Source organism: Streptomyces sp. NPDC057939, assembly GCF_042887545.1.
Lineage (GTDB): Bacteria > Actinomycetota > Actinomycetes > Streptomycetales > Streptomycetaceae > Streptomyces.
In genome coordinates this window covers 1-23,275 of record NZ_JBHVPG010000056.1, presented here as the reverse complement: position 1 = coordinate 23,275, position 23,275 = coordinate 1, and the positions used below count along the sequence as shown (strand labels likewise).

General features: G+C 71.3%; 26 protein-coding genes. 13 read left to right on the top strand and 13 right to left on the bottom strand.

The genetic code is table 11. The features are described from left to right. Positions 1–34 precede the first annotated feature (34 nt). The 8 genes from ACFVS6_RS36160 to ACFVS6_RS36125 form a co-directional block, all read right to left on the bottom strand. Complete coding sequence (locus ACFVS6_RS36160) at positions 35–625, bottom strand: hypothetical protein (RefSeq protein WP_389710785.1); 591 nt, start codon at positions 623–625, stop codon at positions 35–37. Between the two features lie 46 nt (positions 626–671). After that, a complete protein-coding gene (locus ACFVS6_RS36155; RefSeq protein ID WP_389710784.1) occupies positions 672–1,187 on the bottom strand; it encodes a hypothetical protein in 516 nt (171 codons plus the stop codon). A gap of 314 nt (positions 1,188–1,501) precedes the next feature. Then, entirely contained in the window at positions 1,502–3,724 is a 2,223-nt protein-coding gene (locus ACFVS6_RS36150; protein ID WP_389710783.1) for a hypothetical protein, read from the bottom strand. A gap of 185 nt (positions 3,725–3,909) precedes the next feature. After that, a complete protein-coding gene (locus tag ACFVS6_RS36145) occupies positions 3,910–4,086 on the bottom strand; it encodes a hypothetical protein (RefSeq protein WP_389710782.1) in 177 nt (58 codons plus the stop codon). 95 nt (positions 4,087–4,181) lie between these two features. Then, entirely contained in the window at positions 4,182–4,376 is a 195-nt protein-coding gene (locus tag ACFVS6_RS36140) for a DUF5999 family protein (RefSeq protein ID WP_389710826.1), read from the bottom strand. A gap of 285 nt (positions 4,377–4,661) precedes the next feature. After that, positions 4,662–4,931 (bottom strand): WhiB family transcriptional regulator, encoded by a 270-nt coding sequence (locus ACFVS6_RS36135; RefSeq protein WP_389710781.1) that lies wholly within the window; start codon positions 4,929–4,931, stop codon positions 4,662–4,664. 5 nt (positions 4,932–4,936) lie between these two features. Beyond that, positions 4,937–5,215: a hypothetical protein gene (locus ACFVS6_RS36130; RefSeq protein ID WP_389710780.1), complete on the bottom strand. Its 279-nt coding sequence runs from the start codon at positions 5,213–5,215 to the stop codon at positions 4,937–4,939. A 169-nt stretch (positions 5,216–5,384) separates the two neighbouring features. Further along, positions 5,385–6,230, bottom strand: coding sequence for a hypothetical protein (locus tag ACFVS6_RS36125; protein ID WP_389710779.1), 846 nt, complete (start codon positions 6,228–6,230; stop codon positions 5,385–5,387). 500 nt (positions 6,231–6,730) lie between these two features. Between ACFVS6_RS36125 and ACFVS6_RS36120 the strand changes: the two genes are divergently transcribed. From ACFVS6_RS36120 to ACFVS6_RS36065, 12 genes are all read left to right on the top strand, one after another. After that, positions 6,731–7,540, top strand: a complete 810-nt coding sequence (locus ACFVS6_RS36120; RefSeq protein ID WP_389710778.1) for a GntR family transcriptional regulator — start codon at positions 6,731–6,733, stop codon at positions 7,538–7,540. A gap of 81 nt (positions 7,541–7,621) precedes the next feature. After that, positions 7,622–8,182, top strand: a complete 561-nt coding sequence (locus ACFVS6_RS36115) for a UTRA domain-containing protein (protein ID WP_389710777.1) — start codon at positions 7,622–7,624, stop codon at positions 8,180–8,182. Between the two features lie 79 nt (positions 8,183–8,261). Continuing rightward, positions 8,262–8,588: a hypothetical protein gene (locus ACFVS6_RS36110; RefSeq protein WP_389710776.1), complete on the top strand. Its 327-nt coding sequence runs from the start codon at positions 8,262–8,264 to the stop codon at positions 8,586–8,588. Between the two features lie 5 nt (positions 8,589–8,593). Continuing rightward, positions 8,594–8,746, top strand: coding sequence for a hypothetical protein (locus ACFVS6_RS36105; protein ID WP_389710775.1), 153 nt, complete (start codon positions 8,594–8,596; stop codon positions 8,744–8,746). A 198-nt stretch (positions 8,747–8,944) separates the two neighbouring features. Next, positions 8,945–10,174 carry an XRE family transcriptional regulator gene (locus ACFVS6_RS36100; RefSeq protein ID WP_389710774.1) on the top strand — a complete coding sequence of 410 codons (1,230 nt, stop codon included), beginning with the start codon at positions 8,945–8,947 and terminating at the stop codon, positions 10,172–10,174. Between the two features lie 983 nt (positions 10,175–11,157). Continuing rightward, positions 11,158–13,365, top strand: coding sequence for a hypothetical protein (locus tag ACFVS6_RS36095; RefSeq protein ID WP_389710773.1), 2,208 nt, complete (start codon positions 11,158–11,160; stop codon positions 13,363–13,365). Then, entirely contained in the window at positions 13,362–14,165 is an 804-nt protein-coding gene (locus tag ACFVS6_RS36090; protein WP_389710772.1) for a DciA family protein, read from the top strand. Before ACFVS6_RS36095 ends, ACFVS6_RS36090 begins: the two co-directional genes overlap by 4 nt. A 199-nt stretch (positions 14,166–14,364) precedes the next feature. Continuing rightward, positions 14,365–16,482, top strand: a complete 2,118-nt coding sequence (gene tap / locus ACFVS6_RS36085; RefSeq protein WP_389710771.1) for a telomere-associated protein Tap — start codon at positions 14,365–14,367, stop codon at positions 16,480–16,482. Positions 16,483–16,485: 3 nt separating this feature from the next. After that, entirely contained in the window at positions 16,486–17,040 is a 555-nt protein-coding gene (gene tpg / locus ACFVS6_RS36080) for a telomere-protecting terminal protein Tpg (protein WP_389710770.1), read from the top strand. Between the two features lie 14 nt (positions 17,041–17,054). Further along, complete coding sequence (locus tag ACFVS6_RS36075) at positions 17,055–17,537, top strand: hypothetical protein (RefSeq protein ID WP_389710769.1); 483 nt, start codon at positions 17,055–17,057, stop codon at positions 17,535–17,537. Between the two features lie 77 nt (positions 17,538–17,614). Continuing rightward, positions 17,615–17,920, top strand: coding sequence for a DUF6247 family protein (locus ACFVS6_RS36070; RefSeq protein WP_389710825.1), 306 nt, complete (start codon positions 17,615–17,617; stop codon positions 17,918–17,920). After that, complete coding sequence (locus ACFVS6_RS36065; RefSeq protein ID WP_389710768.1) at positions 17,917–18,177, top strand: hypothetical protein; 261 nt, start codon at positions 17,917–17,919, stop codon at positions 18,175–18,177. Before ACFVS6_RS36070 ends, ACFVS6_RS36065 begins: the two co-directional genes overlap by 4 nt. Before the next feature lie 109 nt (positions 18,178–18,286). Here ACFVS6_RS36065 and ACFVS6_RS36060 read toward each other — a convergent pair whose 3' ends face one another. From ACFVS6_RS36060 to ACFVS6_RS36050, 3 genes are all read right to left on the bottom strand, one after another. Then, complete coding sequence (locus ACFVS6_RS36060) at positions 18,287–18,790, bottom strand: hypothetical protein (RefSeq protein WP_389710767.1); 504 nt, start codon at positions 18,788–18,790, stop codon at positions 18,287–18,289. A 119-nt stretch (positions 18,791–18,909) separates the two neighbouring features. Then, positions 18,910–19,209 (bottom strand): hypothetical protein, encoded by a 300-nt coding sequence (locus tag ACFVS6_RS36055; protein WP_389710766.1) that lies wholly within the window; start codon positions 19,207–19,209, stop codon positions 18,910–18,912. A 100-nt stretch (positions 19,210–19,309) separates the two neighbouring features. After that, a complete protein-coding gene (locus ACFVS6_RS36050) occupies positions 19,310–19,873 on the bottom strand; it encodes a hypothetical protein (RefSeq protein ID WP_389710765.1) in 564 nt (187 codons plus the stop codon). 50 nt (positions 19,874–19,923) lie between these two features. On the opposite strand from ACFVS6_RS36050, the gene ACFVS6_RS36045 reads away from it, so the two are divergent. Beyond that, a complete protein-coding gene (locus ACFVS6_RS36045) occupies positions 19,924–20,772 on the top strand; it encodes a hypothetical protein (protein WP_389710764.1) in 849 nt (282 codons plus the stop codon). Positions 20,773–21,136: 364 nt separating this feature from the next. On the opposite strand, the gene ACFVS6_RS36040 is transcribed toward ACFVS6_RS36045, so the two are convergent. Together ACFVS6_RS36040 and ACFVS6_RS36035 are read right to left on the bottom strand one after the other, a co-directional pair. After that, positions 21,137–21,610: a helix-turn-helix transcriptional regulator gene (locus ACFVS6_RS36040; protein WP_376343095.1), complete on the bottom strand. Its 474-nt coding sequence runs from the start codon at positions 21,608–21,610 to the stop codon at positions 21,137–21,139. Beyond that, positions 21,607–22,071 carry a replication/maintenance protein RepL gene (locus tag ACFVS6_RS36035; protein WP_389710763.1) on the bottom strand — a complete coding sequence of 155 codons (465 nt, stop codon included), beginning with the start codon at positions 22,069–22,071 and terminating at the stop codon, positions 21,607–21,609. Before ACFVS6_RS36035 ends, ACFVS6_RS36040 begins: the two co-directional genes overlap by 4 nt. Positions 22,072–23,275: the final 1,204 nt, after the last annotated feature.

Below are 23,275 nucleotides of genomic sequence, written 5' to 3'. Positions count from 1 at the left end.
CAGGAGGGAGGGAGTAATTAATCACCGTGCGTGACTACGCGTCGGCCTTCTTGCCCTTGCGTGCGAACACGGCGATGGCCAGGCCGCCACCGGCGACGAGACCCAGCAGGGCGGGCGAGTTGATCCCGCCGCCCCCCTCGTTCCCGGCGGCCTGGGCGCTGCCGGCGGCCTGCATCCCGGACCCGTCGGCCGTCTCGTACTGCTGCTTGCAGTCCGCCACGACGGCGCTCCTGGACGGCGCTCCGTACCCCTTGCCGATCTGGCCGGAGGAGTCCTTCACGCACTTGTCGACGGCCGCCTGGAGCTTGTCGGCGGAGTCAGTGGCGGCCTTCTTGTCGGTACTGGCCTGCTCGTTCCGGATCCTCATTTCCTCCAGTTCCAGCTTCTTCATCTGGACCTGGAGGGCGGCGGCCTCCTTCTCGTCCTTCGCGACGGCCGCCGAATGGACCTGGAACCAGATGGTTCCGCCGCCGACGATCGCCACACCGGCCACCGCGATGGCGACCTTTCCCCGGCGGGTCAGACCGGCCTTCTTGTGCTGTGCGACCGGGGTTCCGTACGGCCCTTCATCGGCGTACGGCGAGGCGTCCGGAGCGCTGTTCCCGAAGGTCATTCCGGCTGTCATTCCGGCCTGAATTCCTTCGAATGCCCTCTCTTCGTCCGGCGTCATTTTAGTCTCCGTTTCTACGCGCCATGTCGGAGGCCGCCGAGATGGTGGCCTCCACACCCCGGAAGGTGTTGTGGGAAAGGTCGTTCCATTCCCAGAACCGCATGTTCACGCCCTGACGTGCCAATTGGGTCTGGAGGTAATTCACGGCCTTTCCCCGGTCGATCGCGGTGACGTGTCCGGTGGATTCCAGGAAGGTCTGGGCACCCCGGATGCACATCCGTCCGGTGGGGGAGAAGTCGAAGGACTGGCACCAGCCGTAGCGGGTGAGAACTTCGATCACCTGGACCAGGTGGAACGAGGGCCGCAGGGGGCGCGGCTCCTGCCAGAGCCCCAGGTCAGCCATCGTGGACCGGACCCCCTTGGGGATCAGCCGCTGGCCCCAGGTCGGGGGGTCGGGCGCCCAGATCTCCAGGGCCGGCGGGATCACCGTGGGGGGTGCCAGCGCGGGCGCCGGCGGGGTCGTCGTACGGGGGAAGCGCCCGGACTTCGGGGCGGGCCCGGTCGTCGTGGGTGCCATGCTGTGCTCCTTTCTTGCGTGAACAGACAGACCGAGGCCCCCCGCTGATCACGCTTCAACGGGGGGCCTTCGTGCGCCTGAACCGCGTCGCGATCTCCAGCTGCTCGGGGCGGCCCGAGCTCAGTGCGGGGGAGACGGATGTGGTGTGGCGCGGGGTGAGTGGTGCTCGGTTGTGCCTGGCCCGCTGTGCCCGCGCTCGGGGCGGGGTGCGGGCGAGCGGCCTGCCGGCCGTGGCCGCCCCCGGTCCGCGCTCACGCTCGGGAGCGTGGGCACGGGCCGGGGGCGACCATGAACGGCAGGGATGCGACGGCGGATCAGGCCAGGTGCTTGTCCGCGTCCTCGGGGCGCAGCAGGCCGGCCTTGGAGAGCAGGCGCACCGCGCGGTCGTTGTTGACGGAGAGCTTGGTGCGGGCCTGGTAGAGGGTCACGAACCCGTCCTCGCCGCGGGGGAGCTGCTGTACGAGCGGCAGGAGCTCTTCGTCCGTCCGTACAGGCGTACCGGGACGCTCCGCACCCGCCGTACTGCCCGTTCCGGTTGCGGGAGAAGACGCGGCAGCCGTCCCTGTACGGGCCCCCGGAACGCCTTCTCCGCCGGGCTGCGTACGGGCGCTGATGGCGCCGGTGCGTCCCTGTACGGCCGCGCTGGCCGTCCCAGTACGCCCCAGCGTCGCCGTACCTGTACGCGCGGCCCCTTCGGGGGTGGTGTGTACGCCGCCTGTACGGTCGCTGTACGGCCTGGTCACCGGCGCTTCGGCCTCACCTTCGTGCGGCGGGTGCGAGGCGGGGCGTACAGGGTCCGTACCGTCCCATCCCGCGCCCGAGCCGTCCGGCTGAACCGTATTGTGCGCGGCGTACAGGTCGTGGCTCGCGCCCTCTGTACGGCCGGACGATGCGGCGTCCGTCGCGTCGGTACGCCGGTGCGTACCTGTACGGGCGGGCATTCCGGTTCCGCTGTCCGTACCGGTACGGCCGCCCTCGGCGGCCTTGTTGCCGTGGCCGTCCGTACCGTCGTCGTGCATGAGGGTGTGGACGCGCCAGATGACCGCCACGAAGATCAGCACCACGAAGGTCGTCAGCGGCCACGGCGCCGACTGGCCGGGCTTGACGATCTCGGCCTGCTCGGACAGGTGGTACGTCACGTTCGCCGACGCCATCAGCAGCAGCGCGTACGGGATGTCCTTCTTGGCCCGGAACGCGGTGACGCAGTAGACGTCGATGCTGACGGGCAGCAGCGGAGCGACGTAGTGGTGGATGCCGACCATGGTCGCCAGCTCGTACTCGCCGGAGGCGGCGAGCCCGACGCCGGCGGCGAGCGCGACCCACGGCGCGGTCTTCCACGCCTTGCGGCTGATGTTCTGCTGCCAGCCGTTCCAGCGGGACGCGGCCTTCTTCGCCTCCCTGGCCTCCTCGAGCAGTCGGCGGGCGCGGGACTCGTCGGCCGCGGCGCGGTCGGTGACGGCCTTCGCCTTGCGCTCCGCCTCGCCTGTGATGCGGTCGGCCTCCTTCTGGGCGGCCTCGCGCAGCTGCACCGCGACGGTCTTGGCCTCATCCCGCAGGCGCTCGCGCTGCTTGTCGCACGCCGCCTTCAGCCCGGCGAGTTCATCCGCGAGGACCTTGCGCTTGGCGGCGGCCTCCACGTCGAACTCGTCGGTGAGCGCGCGCAGCTTCGTACGCAGCTCGGTGCGGGCCGCCTCCGCCTCGGTGTGCGCGGCAGCGACCCGGTCGTCAGCCTCGCGGCGCCGGTCGTCGGCGGCCTTGACCGCGTCCGCGTACAGCGCCTCCGCCTCCGCGCGGCGGCCGTCGTACTGCTCGGCTGCCGCCGCCGCGAGCTGGGCGAACCGCTCGCGGGCCTGGTCGACCTCCCGCTGCGCGGCGGCGACCAGGGCGTCGGCCTGCTCCTGGGCGCGGGCGAGGATCTGGCCGGCCTCGATGCGGCGCTGGTCGACCAGGGTGCTGATCTCGGTGAGGTCGGCCTCCGCCAGGCGGCGCAGTTCGGCGACCGCCTTGCCGGTCGCTTCGCGGTCGGTGGCGGCCAGCTCGGTGAGGTCGACGACCTGCGCGCGGGCCTCCGTCACCAGGGTCTTGGCACGGTCACGGGCCTCCGTCAGAAGCCGGTCGGCCTCGCCGCGCGCCGCCTCCAGGTCCTTCTTCGCCGCCGCGCGGTGGGCGGTGGCCTCCTGGTCGGCATCGGCGGTGATGCCCGCGGCGCGGGTCTGCGCCTCGGTCATCAGCACGGTGACCTGCTCGTGCGTGGCGGCGACGGTACGCGCGGCCGCGCTCTCGGCTTCCGCCTGGAGGGCGGCGGCCTCCTCACGCGCGAGGTCGATGACGTCGGCGGCCCGGTCCCGGATGTCGGCGGCGCGGTCGGCGGCGTCGGCCAGGACCGGGTCGGCCTCCGGGTGCACCAGCGGCTCCTCGGGGGCGGCGGCCTGGGCGGGGATGGCGGCCGGGGCCGCCGGCGCCTTGGTGCGCCCGGTGGCACGGGGCTTCGCGGCCGGGGCGGGCTGGCGCCTACGGCGGGTGGCGGTCTTGGCCACGGGGTGTCCTCTCTTACGTTGTGGCGCCTTCGTACGAAGGGGCACCGCGGGTCGGTGTCGGTCGGTAGGGTCGTGACCAGGTCCTCCGAGGCCCCGGCAGCTCAAATGCCGGGGACTCGGAGGACCGCCTGCGTGGGGCAGGCGGTCAGGGCCGGACGGGCAACGAACTGCTGTCCTTCGTCCGTTCACCGCGGGTCGGTGGTCACCTCGTCCTGGCTGGGGAAGTTGGTGCGGCCGTCGTCCATGCGGACGGTCAGGTAGCCGCCGGTGTGCATCGCCTCGACGGTTCCCTGCTCTCCGGCGGAGTGCCGGGTGCCGAGGGCCTCGATGTCGTTGGTGAGCGTGATGCGATCTCCGCGCATGGTCATCCCTTCGTGGTCCGGACTCTCCGGCTCCCAGTCACCGCCCGTCCCGGCCGCCGGGGTGCGGCGGGCGGTGCGGGCGGATCAGGCAGCCGTCAGGCCGTGGCCGCGGCGAGGGGGCGGTGCGGGGCGATGATCTGGCCGTCGGGCAGCAGCTCGCCGGTGTCGTCGAAGATCACCAGGCCGTTGCACAGCAGGCTCCAGCCCTGCTCCGGGTGGGCCGCCACGACGTGCGCGGCCTCGCGGTCCGGGCTGTCGGCCGTCGGGCACTTCGGGGTGTGCGTGCACAGCGAGTCCGGCAGCGTGGTGCCGGTCGGCGCGGTGTCGAACTGGGTGCTGCTACGCATGGGCTCTCCTGCGGGGGTGCGGGCCCGAGAGTCTCCCGGGCTGGAGGCGTGCGGAAGGCCGGCCGCCCGTGGTGCGGGCGGCCGACCTGGTGGAGCGGCGTGGTGCGGGAAAGAAGTTCGGTTGGCGTCCTGTGGGGCGGGCCGGTCAGCCGTGAGCGCGCCGGCCGAAGTCGTGCTCTTCTTCGGTCTGGCGGCGCCATTCGTTCAGGCGCTTCTGGTCGGCGTCCGTCATGCCGCCGCCCGCTTACCCGCCTGGAGGCGGTTGCGGGCGGCGCGGCGCTTCATCGCGCGCCGCTCGTCCTCGGACAGGCCGCCCCAGACGCCGGTGTCCTCGCCGGACTCCAGCGCCCACTGGAGGCAGTGCTCCATGACCGGGCAGCGGCGGCAGACGGCCTTGGCTTCCTCGATCTGCAGGAGCGCCGGGCCGGTGTTGCCGATGGGGAAGAACAGCTCCGGGTCTGCCTCGTCGCGGCAGATCGCGTGGTGTCGCCAGTCCATGCCGGTCACCGCCCCTGTCCGCTGGAGGCCGTCTCGGCCGTGCGGGTGAGGAGCGAGGGACGGGTGTATCCGGTCGCCACCATGTCGGTGAGGACCCGGCGCGCACGGCGGCCGGCCTGGAGGGCGCGGCGGTCGCCGTCGGCGACGAGGTGCCGCACGAGCGAGTGGAAGGAGTCGGTCTCGTCGCGCTCGGGGCCGAGGTCGGTGTCCTCGCGCTCCATGTCGTCGAACTTTCCGGCTCGCGGTGCGGGCGGCATCAGGGAGCGTGCCATGCTGATCTGCATGTGGGTCGTCCTCTCCAGAAGGTGACCTGCAAGACAGCGCCGGGATTAGGCCCCCGGGGCTTGTCGCGATGCTCCCCCCGTGGGGGAGTTGACTGCTGTACGAGCAGCCACGGCCCCGGCCGCCCCGCAGTAGAGGGGGCGGCCGGGGCCGTGGGCGTTCGTCGCGGTGCTACCGGGTGAGCTGCTCTTCCTGTGTCGCCAGGAGCGTGATCGCGCTCATCAGGTCGGCGCGCTCCCAGTCGGTGAGCTGCGGGGCGTCGGCCTTGCGCGGGTTGAGCGTCTGGATCAGCGCGGCCAAGGTGTCGCGGACGCGCCGGAGGTCGGCATCGGCGACCGGCTCGGAGACGTTCTGCCACTGCTGCTCGCGCAGCAGGCGCAGGCCCCACGCCCGGCGGTCGTACCAGTCCTCGCGGTCCAGCTGCGCCGCGCGGCGGGCGGGGGCGAGGCGCTTGGTGTGCGCGGCAAACTGGGCGAGGCGGCGGCCGTCGGTGCACCGGGCGGTGAGGTCGGCGGCGCGCAGGAGGTTGCCCTTGTCGTCCTTGACGGAGCAGGTGGAGCAGCCGCGGACGTGGGCTTCGTCCAGCTTGCGAGCCGTCTTGTCGTCGACGGTGCCGCCGACGATCTGCATGACGGCGGGGGTCGAACCGGTCTTCGGCTTGCGGATCACGCGGGTGGAGCGTCGTCCGTTCGTCTGGGTCAGGCCCTCTTCCAGCCGCTGGAACCACTGGTCGACGGTGAGGTTGACGGTGACCAGGCGGTGGCTTCCGGGGCAGCGGATCGGGTCGTCGGTGCCGGCCTTCTCCGTGTGGTGGGGGACCAGCTTGGGCCGCGAGCTGTGCGGCGTACTGATCGGCACCCAGGTGCGGCAGGTGGGGCAGACCAGCGTGGAGTAGGCGAGGTCGACCTCGTGCGGCTTGAGGGTGGAGACGACCAGCGGGGGGAGGGTGCTGATGGCGCGGGACCGGGCCCGGCGCGGACGCTTCTGGGTGGTGAGGTCACGGGTTCGCGTGAGCATGAGGGCTCCTTCTACGGAGTGACAGGGGTGCGTCGCAGGTGCTCTCTCCGCCCTCCAGGCCGCACGGCAAGCCGGCGTCCTGAGGGACAGACAACGCATCAGCGCTGCGGGGTGGTACTCGCCGCAGATCATGGGCGGAGGAGTTAGAGGTGCCTCGGGCTCCGGCCACCGAGGCGGCTGGGGCTTTGGACTCCGGCCACCGAAGTGGCGATCTGCTGCGGTAGTTCAGGTGGCGCTGTCCGGACGTACAGGAACAACACCGGCTACGCCCTGCAAGCGGCTACTCACCGCTCGCTGGCGCATCTCGATAGAACAGCACTATTGCGCCTGGGTCAACCTGTCTAGCTAAGCAGTTTCCTAGACCACCTCTGACCTGGTGTTTCTCTAGCCTTCTTAATCCGTGTCGCGCCCCAGCTTTCGAGAAACAACTAGACATGCGATGCTGTGCGGACCGGTCGGCGAGATTCGCCGACCGCACGATGCGGACGAGAGGGGGAGCAGTGGCTACCACGCAGAAGGAGCCCGGGAAGGTCGAACGGATCGCGTCCGAGATTCGAGACAGAATCGAGCGAGGCACACTCGCACCTGGGTCGCGCCTGCCTGGCGTGCCTCAGCTCCAGCAGGAACACGGCGTCGCCTACCAGACCGCGCGCGATGTCTACGGCCTGCTCGAAGACGAGGGGTTGGTCTTCTCCCGCCGCGGCAAGGGAACCTACGTCTCGCTGGTCATCGACAAGATCGTGTCGGACCGAACCAGTCGATACCAGCCCGGCTTCCGCGAGGCTGGGGGCGCCGTCGGCGCGTTCGAGGCTGAGATGAGGGCGAAGGGGTTCGACTTCAAGAACGTCGTCACCATCGCCAAGGACGTACCGCCGAAGAAAGTCAGCGACATCTTCGAGATGCACCACAGGGCAAAGACCGTCAAGCGCGAGCGGCTCATGTCCGTATGCCTGCCTGGCAACACCGAAGCGATGGAAGTCGTCCAAGTGGCGACTTCCTGGTTTCCCCCAGACGTCATAGACGCCTGTCCGGCGCTCGCCGAAAAGGCGCCCGGCGTAGGGGGCAGCAAGTCCCGTATGGCAGAGGCCGGATTCAAGCAGATCCGTCTGCGGGAGGAGATCGAGGTACGTTCCCCGACTCCCGAAGAGGCCAAAGCCCTCGGCATCCCGGCCGAGCAGGCCGTCTTGGAGATCACCCACCAGGGGCTGACGGCCGAGGGGCGGATCGTCGAAATCTGCCTGCACGTTCTGCCTCGGTCCAAATGGCGGCTCTCCTACGAGTGGGCCATCGACACGCCGGGCACCGGCTGACCAGCGAGCATCCACGCTGACGTGGTCAGCGTCGGAGCGGAACAAAGATCCATAACCCCACCAGCGAGGAGCATTCAGCACATGGCCAGCAACCGAATCGACGACAGCGGCCTGATTCTGCGGGACGCACGCACCCGTTACACCACCGACCAGCGCGAGGAGAACGGCGCCCGCGGCGCGTTCGACGCTGAGCTGCGCCGGTCCGGCCGCAGCCCCCGCACGGAGGTAACCGTCAGCCGCGCCGCCGCGCCGGCGGATGTCGCGGAGCTCCTGGGCGTCGACGGCGACGTCGTCGTGCGGGCTCGCGAGATGTTCGACGGTGAGCGCGTCATCCAGCTCGTCACCACGTACATCCCGGCCGACGTCGCGGAGGCCGCGGGCATCGAGCAGGTGGAGACCGGCGTCGGGGGCATCATCAGCCGGATGAAGGAAGCCGGGTACGACCAGGGCGACGCCGCCACCGAGGACATCGAGCTTCGCGAGGCGACCCCGGAGGAAGCCACCCGCCTCGGTCTGCCGGAGGGCGCGGAGGTCCTGACCATCAACCACATCGGTGCGACGGCTGATGGCCGCGTTGTCGAGGTCACCCAGCACGTTCTGGGGAAGGGCTGGAAGCTGCGCTACGCCGCTCCGCTCGCCTGACACCCCTTTGCGATCGGCGTCCCGGTCCCGCCGGGGCGCCGCCGCTGGCCCTTCTGGACTGCTGGAAACGGACCCCCGAATGAACGAGCAGCGCCTCACGGCCCCCGAGCTGGTGGAAGAACTCCGCAGCTCCCTGGATACAGACACGGGGTGGATTCCCGCACTCGCGGGTGTCGAAGGGTCGAGCGGCCTTCCCGAGGGCGTCGGCCTCACGGAGGTGGCGGAGGCGTTGCGGGAGTTCGCCTCCGCAGGCATCCCGGCCTCCGTCGCTCGCCAGTTGGAGCGCGCCGCCGAATCGGCAGCGTCGGCCCTCGCGGGAGACGACAGCAGCATGTACGGGCACCTTGGGACGGCATACGCGTACGTGCTCCAGGCCCGACGCGCCGCCTCGGAGATCGCTCCGTAGAACGCATGCGAAAGCCGCTGATTCCGATCACCATGACCGCTGCGAAGGAGGAGCCGTGGAGCACCTACCGCACTCCGCGCTTCTTCGATTCGCCACCGCTGGACGGAACTCAGCATGCGCCGTTCGCCTCCCCGTGGGACATGGATCGACTCGTGTGAACGGCACACACCGTGCGCCCCTTGAGACGCTGCGCAAAGTGACGACTGCCGGTGACATCTGGAATGTCACCGGCACTTGTCACCTCCGCGCGATCAAGGGGCCGTGCCATGCTCGCCCGCAGAAGGGCCGGCCTCCGCTCGGGCATCACCCTGTCGAGCAGGCTGCGCCGCTGGACCGTACGGCGAAGGGGAACGGCGATGGATGAGCGTCCCGACTGGGCACGCCGGATGGTCGAAGAGCGCGCGGCAAGGGACTGGTCGCAGGCCGACGCCGTCCGTGCGCTGATGGTCCGGCTCCCCGACGACCAGGTCGTGAGCGAGCAGGACCTGCTCAGGCAGTGGAAGCGCTGGGAAGCGGGGGACGCTCAGCCCGTGAAGTACAGGTCCGCCATCGCGCAGACCTTCGGCACGACGACCGGCGCGTTCTTCCCGGAGAAGTCCCGCCGCGACGGACGCGCAGAAATCTTGCAGGTCAGCGGTATGGACACCGTGGACATCATCGCGCGGCTGCGGGCGTCGGACGTGGACGTGGCGACTCTGGACGCGCTGCGGATCACGGCGGATCGGCTGTGCTGCGAGTACGCGTACCTGCCCGCCGGCCAGCTGCTCCTGGAGGGCAAGGCGTGGCTGGCCCGCGTCGTCGGCCTCCAGCACCAGCGGGTCAGCCTGGCGCAGCACCGCGAGATCATCGCGCTCGCCGGGAAGCTGTCGCTCCTGGTGGGCTGTGTCGAGTACGACTCCGGCCGGCCCCGCGACGCGGAGGCCACCCGGCAGGCCGCGCTGATGCTCGGTCAGGAGGCCGGGGAGCTGAGCGTGCAGGGCTGGGCGCACGAGATGAGGGCGTGGTTCGCGCTGACCCGGGGTGACTACCGCGGCGTCATCGCGGCCGCGGAGGCCGGCATCGCCGTGGCACCCACCGAGAGCGTCGCCGCGCAGCTGTACGCGCAGCAGGCCAAGGCATGGGCCCGGTTGGGCGACCGGTCGCAGACCGAGGTCGCGCTCGACAAGGGACGCCAGATCCTCGAACTCCTGCCGTACCCCGAGAACATCGAGAATCACTTTGTGGTCGACCCCGCGAAATACGACTTCTACCGCATGGACGCATACAGGAAGTCCGCCGAGAACCGCCTCGCGGAGCAGCTGGCCCACGAGGTCATCCGGGCGGGTACGGATTTCGACGGGACGGAGCGGTCGCCCATGCGGATCGCGGAGGCCCGCGTCACGCTCGGGGTGGTCGCCGCGCGCGAGGGTGACCTGGACACCGCGCTCGCCTACGGGGAGCGAGCCCTGGCCGGGGAGCGGAAGTCGCTGCCCAGCCTCGCGATGGTGGCCGCTGACCTCGGGCAGGCGCTCCAGACGCACTACGGACACGCGTCCGAGGCGCAGGAGTTCGTCACCCATCTCCGTGAACTGCGGGGTGGCCAATGAGTTTCCCGTGTGGCGGGCAAATTGCTTCGCGCTTCCCGTCAGGCGGGCGCGGCATTCCGGGCACCTCGGACGCTTCTCGAATTCGTCCCGCAGTTCTGTCCGGTCGTGCGGTTAGGCTGTGCCCAGCAGTGATCCATAACGACGAGAACCCCAGCGACCGGGCATGGTCTGCTGGGGCATCTCGAACGGGGCTGAGCCTCGTTGGGCGACACACCTTGATGGGAGGTGCTCGCGGGATGAACGTTACCCGCCGACGCGGAACTACACGCGCAGCTTCGCCGTTCCTCCATCGCGATCACGCCATCGGGTGCGCGCCTGGGCATGCTGACGCCAGCCTCCGCATTCAGGGGGTTGGGATGACCTAGCCGGCCATCGGCCGCGCGCGCCAAGAAGAAGTGGACTAGCCATCCTCTTCGGCCCCGCGCGGCCCGTCTACCGCCTGGATTCGCCACCAGAGCGGTCCGCTCAGGTCCCGGCTGTCACCGGTCCTGAGCCGCGGCTTATCAAGCCGCTCATTTTGTCCCGGCCCCTTATCAGGGCCACTGCACCGGTCCCTAGCCAGGACCACAAGGGCCCTTCCCAGGTCCAGCAGTACCCGCGGGCCCCCGCCAAGGGGCTTCGCGGTCAGCAACACCGAAGTGCCGCTTCACGTTCCGAGGCCCCGCCAAGGGCTTCGAAACACCAGTTCGAAAACCACCGAGAGGAAGGAGATCCGCCGCTGGCCTTCGCCCATCACACGAGCCATCGAGTCGAGCCCCTGCCAGGGGGCCGTCCGCGTTGATCCATATGAAGGCTGGTATCGCCATAGTGCACGAGCTCCGGTCCACTTGTCAGGTCGACCACGACCAGGCCCCTACCCCCTCTGGGGTGATTCCCGCAGGTTGCGGTGTCCCCCCTGGCGGGATTGTGACGTACATCACACCCCCCAACTGTCACACACTCGGCCCCGGGTCGGCCGCCCCGCTGACCTCGGGGATGTCCCTGTGAGCGCGGGGGCGGCGTCGGCCGCCGCGGTGGACCACGACTTCTGGGACGTCGTCGACAACTCCGTCGACGTCCCGCCGGGCGGGAGCTCGCGGCGTCGGCTGCGGTCCGTCCCGGCCGGGCCGGTCCCGGAGCGGGCGGCGGGTCATCCGCTGTCGCTCGGTCCGGACGCGCGCGCCCGTCTGGGTGGCGCGGTGCGGATGCTGCTGGACACGGCCGGCCTGGCCGGGGCGTCGGACGCGGCGCGCCTGGCGGTGCTGGTGCTGGCGTCGCGTACGCCGTCGGAGACCGGTGTGGTGGAGATCCGCACCTCCGAGCTGGGCCGGTGGATCGGGGCGTCCGCGTCGTACACGGCCTCCGATGTGCTGCCGGTGCTGCGCCGCTCGGGCGTGGTCTCCGTGGAGACGGCGCCGGGCGAGTACGGGCAGGACGACGGCCTGGAGTGCAAGGTGCTGCCGCTGTGGGCGGCGCAGGACGTCGTCGGGCACCCGCTGAACCTGGCGAAGAAGGAGTACGCCACCCTGTGGCGGCTGCTGGAGGCCGTGATGGGTCCGGGCTGGACGCACCGGGACGGCCGGGTCACTCCGGCCGGGCTGATCGGTACGCGTACCGGTCGGGGCGCGGCGACGGACCGCCTCGCGCTGCTGCTGCTGGTGCTGGAGGCGCGGGAGACCGGTCGGGTGCGGCAGTGCGGCGGAACGGTGGACACCAAGCGCGGCCGCGCGGCGGCGACGGTGGCCCGGCTGCTGGGGTGCACGGCGTCGGCGGGCGAGCGGGTGCTGGAGCGCCTGGAGGACCGGGAGCTGGTGCTGCGGGTGCGTCTGCGGACGGGCTCGGGCCTGCGGAGCCGGTCGCGGCTGATGGTGCCGGCGGTCGCCGCCGCGCATGGCCGTACGGTCGCCGACGCCGTCCAGGAGGACCGTGCGCAGGCCCCGGAGCCCGAGTTTTCAGACCCCGACGTTGCGGCAAGGGCTGGTGAGGCGCCGGAGCTGGACGAAGAGTCGCAGGTCAGCGGTGTGCGGGTGACGGATGTGGCGGATGTTGCAGACCCCGACGTTGCGGCAGCCCTTCACACTGATCACCCTCACCTGGTTACTCCCGTCTCTCCCCTCGCTCTCTCTGGTGGTTTTTCCGGCGAAGGCCGTGGTGGGTCCGGTGATCTGCCGGACCGCGCGTGCGTGCGCGAGGACGGCGGCCCGCTGCGCGGGGAACAGCAGGAGAAGTCCCCGGTCGGCAAGGGCGGGAACGGCGGCCGCGGGCCGGTGGCCGGTGCTCCGGTGCGGGTCGTGGGCGGCGGAGGTCAGGGCAGGCAGCAGCGGGGGAGGGTGGCTCTGCCGCCGGAGGACCTGCGGGCCGTCCTGGCTCCGGTCGACCTGGTCTGGGCGCGCCTGGAGCGTCCCGCCGCCCGCCGCCTGGTGGAGGCCGCCGCGCGCAGCGAGCTGGAGCGGGTGGTCGGGTTCGCCGGCCGTACGGACGCTCCGCAGGTCCTCGCCGACCGGCTCGCCCGGCACCTGGAGACCCAGATGCGGCTGGGCAAGCCGATCGCGGACCCGGTGGGCTGGCTGATCGGCCTGGCCCTGCCCCAGCGTCAGCAGTGCGGCGACGTGCGGTGCGACGACCGGGTGCTGCTCGACTCCGGCCGGGACTGCCCGCGCTGCGCGGAGAAGCACGAAGACCGCCGCGACCAGCGCCGCGCGGTCGCGGCCGCCGTCGACGCCGCGATGCCCGGCGCCTCGGAGGCGGAGCGGCGGGCGGCAACCGCGCAGCAGCTGCACCAGGACGTGACGGCCAGGGCGTGGGCGAAGGCGTACGAGTGGGAGCAGCACCGGGCCCGGCAGGCCGCCGCAGCTCAGGCCCGCGCCGAAGCCGCGGCGGCCGCGCAGCCCGAGGACGTCGTCCCGGCCGCGCCGGTGGCTCCGGTCGTCCTGCCCGCGCCGCGCTCGGCCGCTGCAGTCCCTGCCCCGGGCCTGGAGACCGCCGACGTCGACGAGGACCAGGAGCTGGTCCTCGAGGACCTGACTCCCGACCAGGTGCGGGACTGGCGGGTGCGCGGGATGAAGGACCACCAGGTCGTCTTCGACCACATCGACCGCTACGGCGAGCCGTCGGCCAGGCGCCTGTTCAGCAACCAGGTGGTCGACCAGGCGCACCACCACTCCCGGCTCGGGCACCTGGGCCTCGGCTACTCCACCTGGGGGCAGGCGTGAGCGGCGGCGAGGTGTCCGGGGTCGACCTGGCCCGGGTCGCGCTGCGGGCCGCGATGGAGCAGGCCCGGAAGAACGGCAGCGGCCAGAAGGCGAAGAGGAAGCCGCGGACCGGCACGACGGTGCGGCGCGACGGGCGCGAGCCGATGGGCCTGGGCGCGGCGATCGGCGTGCTGGTTACCGAACGGGCCTGGGAGCTCCCGGCCGCCGGCGCCACCCTGCGGGAGCGGTGGGCGGCCATCGCGCCGGAGCTCGCCGGGCACGTTGTGGCTGTCGGGTTCGACGTGGACTCCGGCCGGCTCACCGTGTGCCCGGAGACGTCCGCGTGGGCGACGAAGGCCCGCCTGGAGCAGACCCGCGTCATCGCGGCCGCCAACAAGGCAGCGGGCCGTCAGGTCGTGAGCGCCCTGCGGATCCTGCCGCCCGGCGCCGTGCCGATGCCCGACCGCGCCGATGTCGCACCGGAGCCCGACGTGCCCGCCGTTTCGGTGGAGCGCCGGCCGCCGCCGGACGGGTACCGCCTCGCGATCGAGGCGCACCGCCAGGCCGCGCCGCCGTCCCGGGTGGATCTGGGCATCGCGGCCGCGGTGGAGCGGCAGACGAGGGCGATGCGCGAGCTGTCGCGCCGGGCGTTTCCTGAGCCCGACGTCCTCGCCGACGATGCGCCGGCCCCGATCGAGCAGGCCCGCCTCCAGCGGCGCCGCCAGGCCGCGGTGACCGAGGCCGCCGCGCTGCGCCGGGCCCGAGCCGAGAAGGCCGGTCGCACCGTGCCTACGCCGCGCCGCCTGGAGCAGACAGCGTGACGCTCCACCTACGAGCCTCACACGGTGTTTTCGCAGGTGGAGACGGTGCGCGATGAGGCTGTCAGGTGTGAGCCAGGGCCTGCGGCTACCCCTCCGAACCGTCCATTTCCCGCCCGTCCAAAGAATCCGAACGGGTTAAAAAAATGGGTTAAACGCTAGGGTAAACAGTGCTAGGGTGAGGGCACGAAAGGAGATCCACATGGCATCCGAGGAAGAGCTGTTCGCGAACATCGACGCCCTGCTGGAGGAGGAGCCGCAGCTCCCGCCCCCGGCGGAACGCGCCCGTCTGCGTGAGGCCGCCGGCATCACCCAGGCCCGCCTCGCGACCGCGCTGAAATCGACCGTGCAGACGGTCAAGAACTACGAGAACGGCCGCTCCGAGCCGAAGTCGCCGCGCCTGGAGGCGTACCAGCGGCTGCTGAACGGGTGGGCGGCGAAGTACCCCGCCCACGGAGCTCCCTCCGCCTCGGCACCGGCCCCGGTGGCCGTGCCGCAGTCGGTGCCGGAGACGTTCACCGGCCCGGCCGCGCCCGACCCGGAGGTCGCCGCGCCGGTGGAGGCGCCCGCCGCCCCGGCCACGCCGGAGCGCCCGGCCGCCCGCCCCGCGACCACCTCGCGCCGCCCCGCCGCGAAGAAGGCAGCCAAGCCCGCGCCCGCGCTGGACCCGCGGTTCCCCAACGGTCCGCTGGCCGTGCTTGATGGCGACGGCTCCGCGTACGGCGTCGGCGGCATCGTGCTCGACTGCCCGGCGACCACGGTCGTGGAGCTGGTGGAGTGGACGCTGCGCGAGGCCGGCCTCGGCGCGCCGAAGCTGCACCGCAACGGCAAGGACGCCGACCCCCTGATCGTCCTCACCGCCACGGCCGCCGTGAAGCTCGGACTCCCCGAGCGCCTGGAGGACCGCCGCGGACTGCGCCTGGAGGAGGACCACCCGGTCGTCAAGCAGGTCCTCAAGGCGAAGTGGCAGCTCACCCAGCGCGGCTTCGGCCCCTGGGCCCGCATCTACCGCAAGGCGCAGGGTGCCCAGCGTCAGTGCGTGCAGCTCGCGATCCTGCCCTGGGACGCGCTCGATGCCCGCTCCTGGCCCGGCGTCGCGGACATGGAGCCGGCCGACATCGCCCAGGTCCTCGGCCTCTACGCCCAGCGGGTGTCCACCCCGCGCGGCAGCACCGCCGTCTCCGGCCTGGAGCTGATGACCGCACTGCGCCCGCCCACCCGCCCGGTGCGCGACGAGGAGACCGGCAACTGGATCTCCGGCCACAACCCCGGCTCGCTGGGCACGGAGCCGATGGACCCCGCCCCGCCGGAGGGCCAGATCGAGCACCCCGCCGTCTTCCACATCGGCTGGAAGGGCGGCTTCCTCCGGGAGGAGGCGTTCCAGTGGGTGCGGCCGGTGGAGACGCTCACCGACGAGGAGTGCCTGCTCCCGTACGCGGTGGGCCTCGACCTGAACACGGCGTTCCTCGCGGCCGCCGCCCGACTCGTGGTCGGCCTGTCGGCCCCGGACCACTTCGTCGGCCCCAAGTTCAACCCCAAGATCCCCGGCTCGTGGCTGGTCGACCTCTCCCACGTGGAGATCGACCCGCGCCTGCCCTCACCGTTCACGCCGGACGGCACCCGCCCGACGGGACCGGCCTGGTACCAGACTCACACCGTCGCCTACGCCCAGGAGCTCGGCTACAACGTCGAGATCCTGGAGGCGTACCTGCGGCGCGAGACCGGCGCGTACCTCGACCCGTGGCACGACCGGCTCAAGGATGCCTACGTCGACACCCTCGCCGACATGGGCGTCACCAAGGACCTCACCGACGCCGAGTTCCTGGCGGCGATGGAGCAGCACAAGCAGGTCGACCCGGTGCTGACCGCCGTGCTCGCCGCGGTGAAGGGCACGATCAAGGGCGGCATCGGGAAGCTGTTCGAGAACCCGCAGGGCAAGGGCCACAAGGACGGCGAGCCGTGGCCGGCCATGATGCGGCCGACCTGGCGCCCGGACATCCGGGCCGCCGTCATCAGCAAGGCGCGCGTCAACATGCACCGCAAGCTGGCGAACATGGCGAAGATGACCGGTCTGTACCCGCTGGCCGTGCTGTCGGACTGCGTCGTCTACCCGGCCCCCAGCGCCAGCCCGCTGGACTTCCTCCCGTACGCGGCGTCCGGCAAGCCGCAGCCCGGCGCCTTCATCCTCGGCCCCACCCCGGGCCGGGCGAAGCTCGAAGGCGTCCAGGAGATGGCCTGGGCCGTCGATCTCATGGAGAAGGGCCTCAACCCGGCCCGGCACATCAAGGGCGGCGACGCCGTCCTGGACGAAGGGGAGTAGACGGTGGGGGAGATCGAGGACGCCATCGAGCGGGCCGACCGGGAAGGCTTCACCCGCGAGCCGCCCAAGACCCTCCCGGGCCGCATCAACTTCCTGCTCAAGCAGCTGGGGACCGCGAAGGCCGTGGCGGCGGAGCTCGGCATCACCGCCGACTCCGTCAACCGCTACCGGCGCGGCGCCCGCAGGAACCCGCCCAAGGACATCGCCTCGAAAATCGACAACGCCGTCCGCTCCCGCTGGCAGCCCCAGGTGCGCAAGCGCCGGCACAAGAAGGCCGCCGCCAGCGGGATCACGGTGGAGACCCGGGCCCGCTTCGGCTACCACTCCTCGGAGGGATCGACCGACGACGGCCGCTTCCGCCGCCTCACCGTCAAGCTCCCCGCGACGTACGCCCAGCGACTGTTCGACGCCCGCGACACCGGGGCCAGCGACCAGGAGATGCGTGGGATCATCGCCGAAGGGTTTAAGGAAGTCTATTTCCAGGACAATGGCGGGCGCGCCATGGGACTGTCGGACGTCGCCATCAACGACATCGACTACCTCGATCTCGAATACTGAATTCGGAGCCCTTTATGCCAAGCATCAATTACCCGTATCCGGACCCGAAGAACGACGCCGAACGGAACGCGAACCGTCAGGCCGCCGACGACTACCAGCGCCAGGAGGAGGAAGCGGCCACCCTCCTCGACCTGGCCGACGGGCTTCCTCCTCTCACCCCCGAGCTGCTCCTCGAACAGGTACGGCTCGACCTGGCCGCCGCCGGCCTGCACGTCGCTCCGCCCCAGCCGCTCACCGACGAGGACCAGGGCGGCGTCGTGGTCTACATCAACGACGACGCCCAGGTCGTCGTGGACTGGCTGCCCAACGCCCGCCTCGACCGCGCGGCGCTCGACATGGTCGAAGCCGACCGCACGGACCACGAGGCCGTCGTCCGCTACGAGGTAGTCCGCTCCGCGATGGACACCGCCCTCGGCGCCATCCTGACCGGCTTCCGCTACGCCACCAGCCGGCCCGGGTTCGGCTTCGGCCACATCGTCGTGCAGAGCACCCGGTAGAAGGGGATCTGTCCATGACCGCATCCACGGCCACCCGGCGCGCGTACGGTGAGGTGACGACCCGCCGGGAGGACCAGATGAGCGCGCAGCCCGACCACGCCCCCGTCACCACCTACGCCCCCGCGCCCGGGGCGCCGGCCGAACTCCTCGCCCAGCTGCGCGCCGACGCGCGCGCCGACTCCTGGGTGCCGGCCTTCGAGCGGCAGTGGGCGGCCGCGCTCGAGGAATCACGCCGCACGTTCTCCCTCGGCGGCCTCTACGAGGTCGTCCAGGAGTGGCAGGGCCTCATCGCCTCCGCCCCCGCCGTCGACGCGTTCGTCGCCTCCGGCTACGACGACAGCGACTTCATCGACATGGCGGAGCTCCGCGGCAGGCGCCGGTGACCGCACAGCCGTACGCGGTCCGCTTCTCCGCCCCGGCCGCCAAGGTCCTCGACGCGCTCCCCGAGCACGCAGAGGACACCGTCTGGGACGTCCTGGACGCCGCCTCAGCCGACCCCTGGGGGTTCCGGCAGTTCAACGCCGACGACCCCGAAGGCGAAGACGTCCGCTACGCCTCCGTCGGCCAGCTCTCCCTCACCTACTGGGTGAACCGGCCCCTGCGCCGCCTGTCCGTCCTCACCATCACCTGGCTCGGATAGCCACCCGCGACAACGCCCTGACCCCGGCATCGCAACTGCCGGGGTCAGGGCGTTTCCGATCGTAGCCACGGCCGTATCCACCAGTAGCCACCCGGCGACAACGACGTTGTCACCAGGCGCCGCGGGGCCGATCGGCACCGAGCTCCACTTCGCGCCGGCACTCCGGGCACTCCGGCAGGCCCTCCACGCGGCGCGGCCGGTCGCCCTTCGCCCAGCTGAACCCGCACAGCGCCTTGTGCGTGACGCCCCGGAAGGATTCGTCCTTGGTGGCGTGCGAGCCGTAGCCCGGCACCATCCAGGTGAACGTTCCCTCCCCGTCGTACGGGGCGCCCTCTGGCCAGGTGTACACCGCCTCGGTCGTGGTGCAGCGCATCCGCACATCAGGCCCCGTCCAGCGCTTGCCGTACCGGAGCTCCGAGCTGGCGTCGACCGCGTCCGCGAGGCGCTCGAAGGACAGGTCGTAGTCGTGCATGTGCTTCCACTTGCCGGGCGGCTGCTCGCGCATCACCTTGCGGAACATCAGCAGCAGCCGCGCCAGGTCGTGCTGATCGACCCGGACCGTGTTCGTCTCCGCGTCGAACCCGTACGTCGGATCGTGGGGCTTCTTCGGCATCGGTCCTCGCTCGCGTCGCTCCGGCGGCCAGTACCCCGCCGGGCGGCCGGGTGCTCAACGATCCGGGCCCGCCGGGGCCACGCCGGCCTCCGCCGTCCGTGCGCCGGCCGATCCGCGGCTCAGGCCGGCGGCGGCGTCGCGCCGGGCAGCTCCCCGGAGAAGGCCCACCATTGCTCGATGGTCCACACGGCGACGCTGGAGCGGTCAGTGGACATCCGCAGCCACACCTCTTCGCCGCCGGGCAGGAGCGCCACCTCCAGGTGCTCGTCCTCCCACGTGCCCACCGGGTACATCCACTCCAGGCCGTCGTTCGGCCACTTCCGCATCGCCACGGTGCGCACGCTCATGGCCACGGCGAAGGCGTCCAGCGCCGTCTTCGGTATCCGTACCTCCGCCGGCTTCCGCTCGATCCCCGCCACCGGGCCCCCTCCGCGTCGTGCGGCGGGCCCGCGCCCGCCGTCGCGGATCAGCGTGACAGACCCGCCCCGCACTCGGGGTCACGCTGTGAGGCTAGGAGACTCATAGGCCGTTTCCCCAGGTAGACGGGGTGAGCTGTGAGCCTGTGAGCCTGTGAGACGGGCCCGTACGGCCTGCGTGGCGGCGGGTCAGGTCCTCCAGCACCTCCGGCCAGACCTCGCCGTCCAAGCGCCGGGTGACCGCCTCCTCCATGGCGCGGGGCGGCAGCGCGGCGAACATGTCCGCGAGCGGCCCGCCCCGGCCTTCCTGCTCGCCCCACCACAGCTGCTCCGCCACCACCATGTTCCGGGCGATCCAGAATTCTGGAACGGTGTGCCGCCCCGCCGACGCCGGACCCGCCACCGTCCGGGGCGCGCCCCGCAGGCCGGTGACCTCCTGGCCGTCCTCGCACCCCGCCAAGAGGGCGCGGGCCGCCACGGTCGCGGCGAGCGCGGGTGCCAGCACCTCGGCGAACTCCGGCCCGAGCCGGGCGAGCGCGTCGACCAAGGCGTCCACGGTGGCCAGCGTGTCCGACGTCGCCGACGGCGACCACCCGTCCTTGGCCACGGCCTCCCACACCTCGCACGCCGCGTCCGACAGCACCTCGACCCGCTCCGGCAGCTCCATACCGGGCCCAACGATCCCGCCCGGCCTGCGTACCGCCGGGGCGCCGGCCTGTGCCCGCGTCCGTGCTCCCGCACGCCCTGGTGCTGCTCGCCGACCCGGAGGACGATGGATTTGTGGGCGAGCAGCACGAGGACCAGGAGCACGGCGCCGAACCGGCGCGGCCGCCGCTGAGCGAGGCCCGCGCCCAGGAGATGACGGCCGGGCTGCGCGAGGCGATGGACGACGTCCGGCGCTCCGTGGCGGTCCTCGCCGCCCGGGTGCACGACGCGCACGCCGCCCGCGTCTGGCTCCCCCTGGGGCACCGCAGCTGGGAGTCGTACTGCGCCGCGGAGTTCGGCATCAGCCACGCCCAGGCGTACCGGCTCCTCGACGTAGCCCGCGCGCTCACCGCGATCCACGGCGCGGTCACCGCCGGCCCCGAGACGTCTCGCACGCGAGACACCGCCCCCGGCGCCGCGGCCACGCTCGACTACGGCCTCTCCCAGCGGGCCCTGATCGCCGTCTCCGGCCGTACGGACACCGTCGCGGAGATCATCACCCGCCGACTTGCCGCGCTCGCCCACAGCGGCCTCCAGGCCCTCGACACCGCCACGGTGCGCGCCGTGGTCCGCCAAGCCGTCCGCGACGTCCGCACCGCCCCGCCACCGCGGCCGCCCGGTCCGCCGGCGGACCCGACCGTCGCCGCGCTGCGCCAGGTCGTCGACGACCTCGCCGCCAGTAGCCATGCGATCGGGGAGCTGATGCTCGAAGTCGCCCCGGCGTACCTCTCCGACACCGAGGCCGCCGACGTCCTGGCCCTGCTGTGCGACCAGATCGGCGAGCCCCTCGACCACGACCTCGCGGCCCGCCGCTACGCCATGTCCGGGGACCGCCGGGCCCTGTCCGGCACCGTGCTGTAGCCGCTGCTCCTGGTGCTGCTGCTCCGTGCTGCACGTGCTGCTGCTCGGTGCTGCTCGTGCTCCTGGTGGTGGACGTCGGGTGCAGCACGGCCGTGTTCGGGGTGCAGCGCAGCATTTACATGGGCCGGGCGGGACAAGGGTGCTGCACGGGTAGCAGGCAGGCCCCGCCGGTGCAGCGGCGACATCTGCTGCGTGCAGCACCGTCGTGCTGCTCTGCGAGCAAGGGAGAGCAGCAGGCTGTTCCAGAAATCTGGAACGGTCCGGTTCACCTGCTGCTACCGGCCCGGGTGCGCCCGGCCGGAAACGGCGACGGCGCCCTCCCGGTCGGGGGGCGCCGTGGTGGTGCGCGATGTGCGGCGGCGGTTCAGCCGGCTAGCCGGAGAGTGGGGCGGGCTTCGGGGGCAGGCGCGTCCTCGCCGCCGTCCGGGTCTGGATCGAAGCCGGTGCCCGTGCGGGCGTCTCGGGCCCGCGGGGGCCGGATGTCGCCGGTGGGGAAGTTCAGCGGCCACACGAACGTGTCGGGGGCCTTGAGGTGGTTGACCATGTGGGCCAGCGACTCGTAGCCGGCCAGCAGCGGGTGGATCAATACCTCGCCTTTGCGCTGGCGCTCGCTGAGGATGCCCTTGTCCCGCAGCTGACCGATTGCGCGAGAGACAACGGACTGGGTCAGTCCGAGCCGTTCGGCGATGTCCTGCTGCCGGATGCGGACCACGCCGCCGGGCTCTTGGCGGGCGGTCAGGACGTCGAAGACATCGCGGGCCGTCGGCGACAGGCAGGCGTTCGGCAGGACCTCGAAGATCTCCGGGTTGTGGAAACCAGGGACAGGGGCGGAGCTCATCGCGTGGCCTCGTTCCTCACAGTCGGGATGACGATCTCGTGGGCCAGCAGCGTCTTTCCGAGCGACCTCACCAGCCGCCGCTGCTTGTCGCTGCCCCACCGGTAAGCGTAGAGCGGGTGGAGGCGGTAGACGCCCCGGCGCTCCTTCCAGGTGAAGTTGTGGTGGCTGAGCTGAGTGATCGCCCGGGAGACCTTCGACTGCGAGACGCCGAACTTCCCGGCGAGCTCGCTCTGGGTCATCTCCACCAGGGCCTCGGCGTCGTGGTTGGTCTTCATGTGGTCCAGGACGTCGCGGGACATCCCGGAGAGCTTGAACTTCCACAGGTTGTCCTCGATCACCTGGGACATGCTCAGGTGCTGGGTGCCGTAGAAGACGTACGGCCGACGGGGAGCGTCCTTGGTAAAGGTCCCGCCCTCGGCAAGCTGCTCGAACCGCTTCAGCAGCAGGTTCGCGGACTCCATGCCGTTGACAGCATCGGACGGAGGCGGTGCAGGGGCCAGCCGAGACGTCTTCGCCGGCGCCTGTGCGCTGCGCCGCAAGGGCTGGGCCACGGGCCCCTCCTTCATGATCGTTGATGCCGCATAACATAGCAGATCTGCGATGTTATGCAGGAGATCCATGCATGCCGTGGGCGTGTCTCTAGCCAGGAGAGATCTAGTCGGCTAGGGCGCATAGATCTCGGGTCGAACGACCGAGATCTATGCGTGCTGCGGCATATAACTTTCGCGTTTCCGCAGGTCAGGGGTTCGCGTCTATCTGATCTTTAGAGGCGCGCCCCCTACGGGCTGCGCTGCACCCTCCAGCCGCTCCACGCAGCAGCGAGGCTGCGGCCCGGCGGGGGAGGCCGCGGACCGATCCGCCGGCGGCCCGCCAGCTGCTGCGCGTCGGCTCCTGGACGGGGCTGAGGCGGCTTCGCGTGCGGCTCCGCGGACCGGGTGCGGACCGTAGGCGGCACCAACGGAGCTGCGTCTCGGTTTGTACCGGCCGTGACGCTCAAAAGCATGCAGGCGTGGCCGGTGCCGGTGGGGGTTCCGCCGTACGGCCTGGCGGCCGAACGGCTCATGTACCTCCGCATGCCGAATCTCGGCATTCCCATATCGGGCTTCCGTTCTGTGGCTAAGCTATTCAGGGCCGCGCAATCTAAATTCATTCGGTGAGTTTTTGGGCGGGGCCCGGGGTGGTGCAGCCTGAGCCCAAACGCTACACAGCCGCATCGCTTGATGCATCACGTTGGCTGTGTGTTCGCTCGCTCGGGTGATGCGCCGCCCCGATCCGTTCCGCCATCGCGGATTGGCATGTATGCTGGCGGGGTATTGGTGAACGTAAGCGGCCCATTTCGAGGGTGAGGGGTGGTCAGGGTGGAGCGTAGCGGAGCCCGTCACTGCGGTGGGGCCGGCACCCGATCGGGCCGACGGTCCGTCACCCTCATTGCGGGGGTGGTGGGTAGTAACCCCAAACGCTACACAGTCCCGCACGTGATGCACCTCCCCTCGTAGCCAGCCTGGGTGATCGCGCTTGCGCGGTCGCCTGCAATTCGCGCTTGCGCGAATTGCATTCCCTTCGGGAATTCCGCTCGCGGAATTCCATTCCCGCGCTTGCGCGGGAATCCGAATTGCGCTTGCGCAATTCGCGCTCTACGGGGCGGCTTGCCGCCCCGTATCCCGC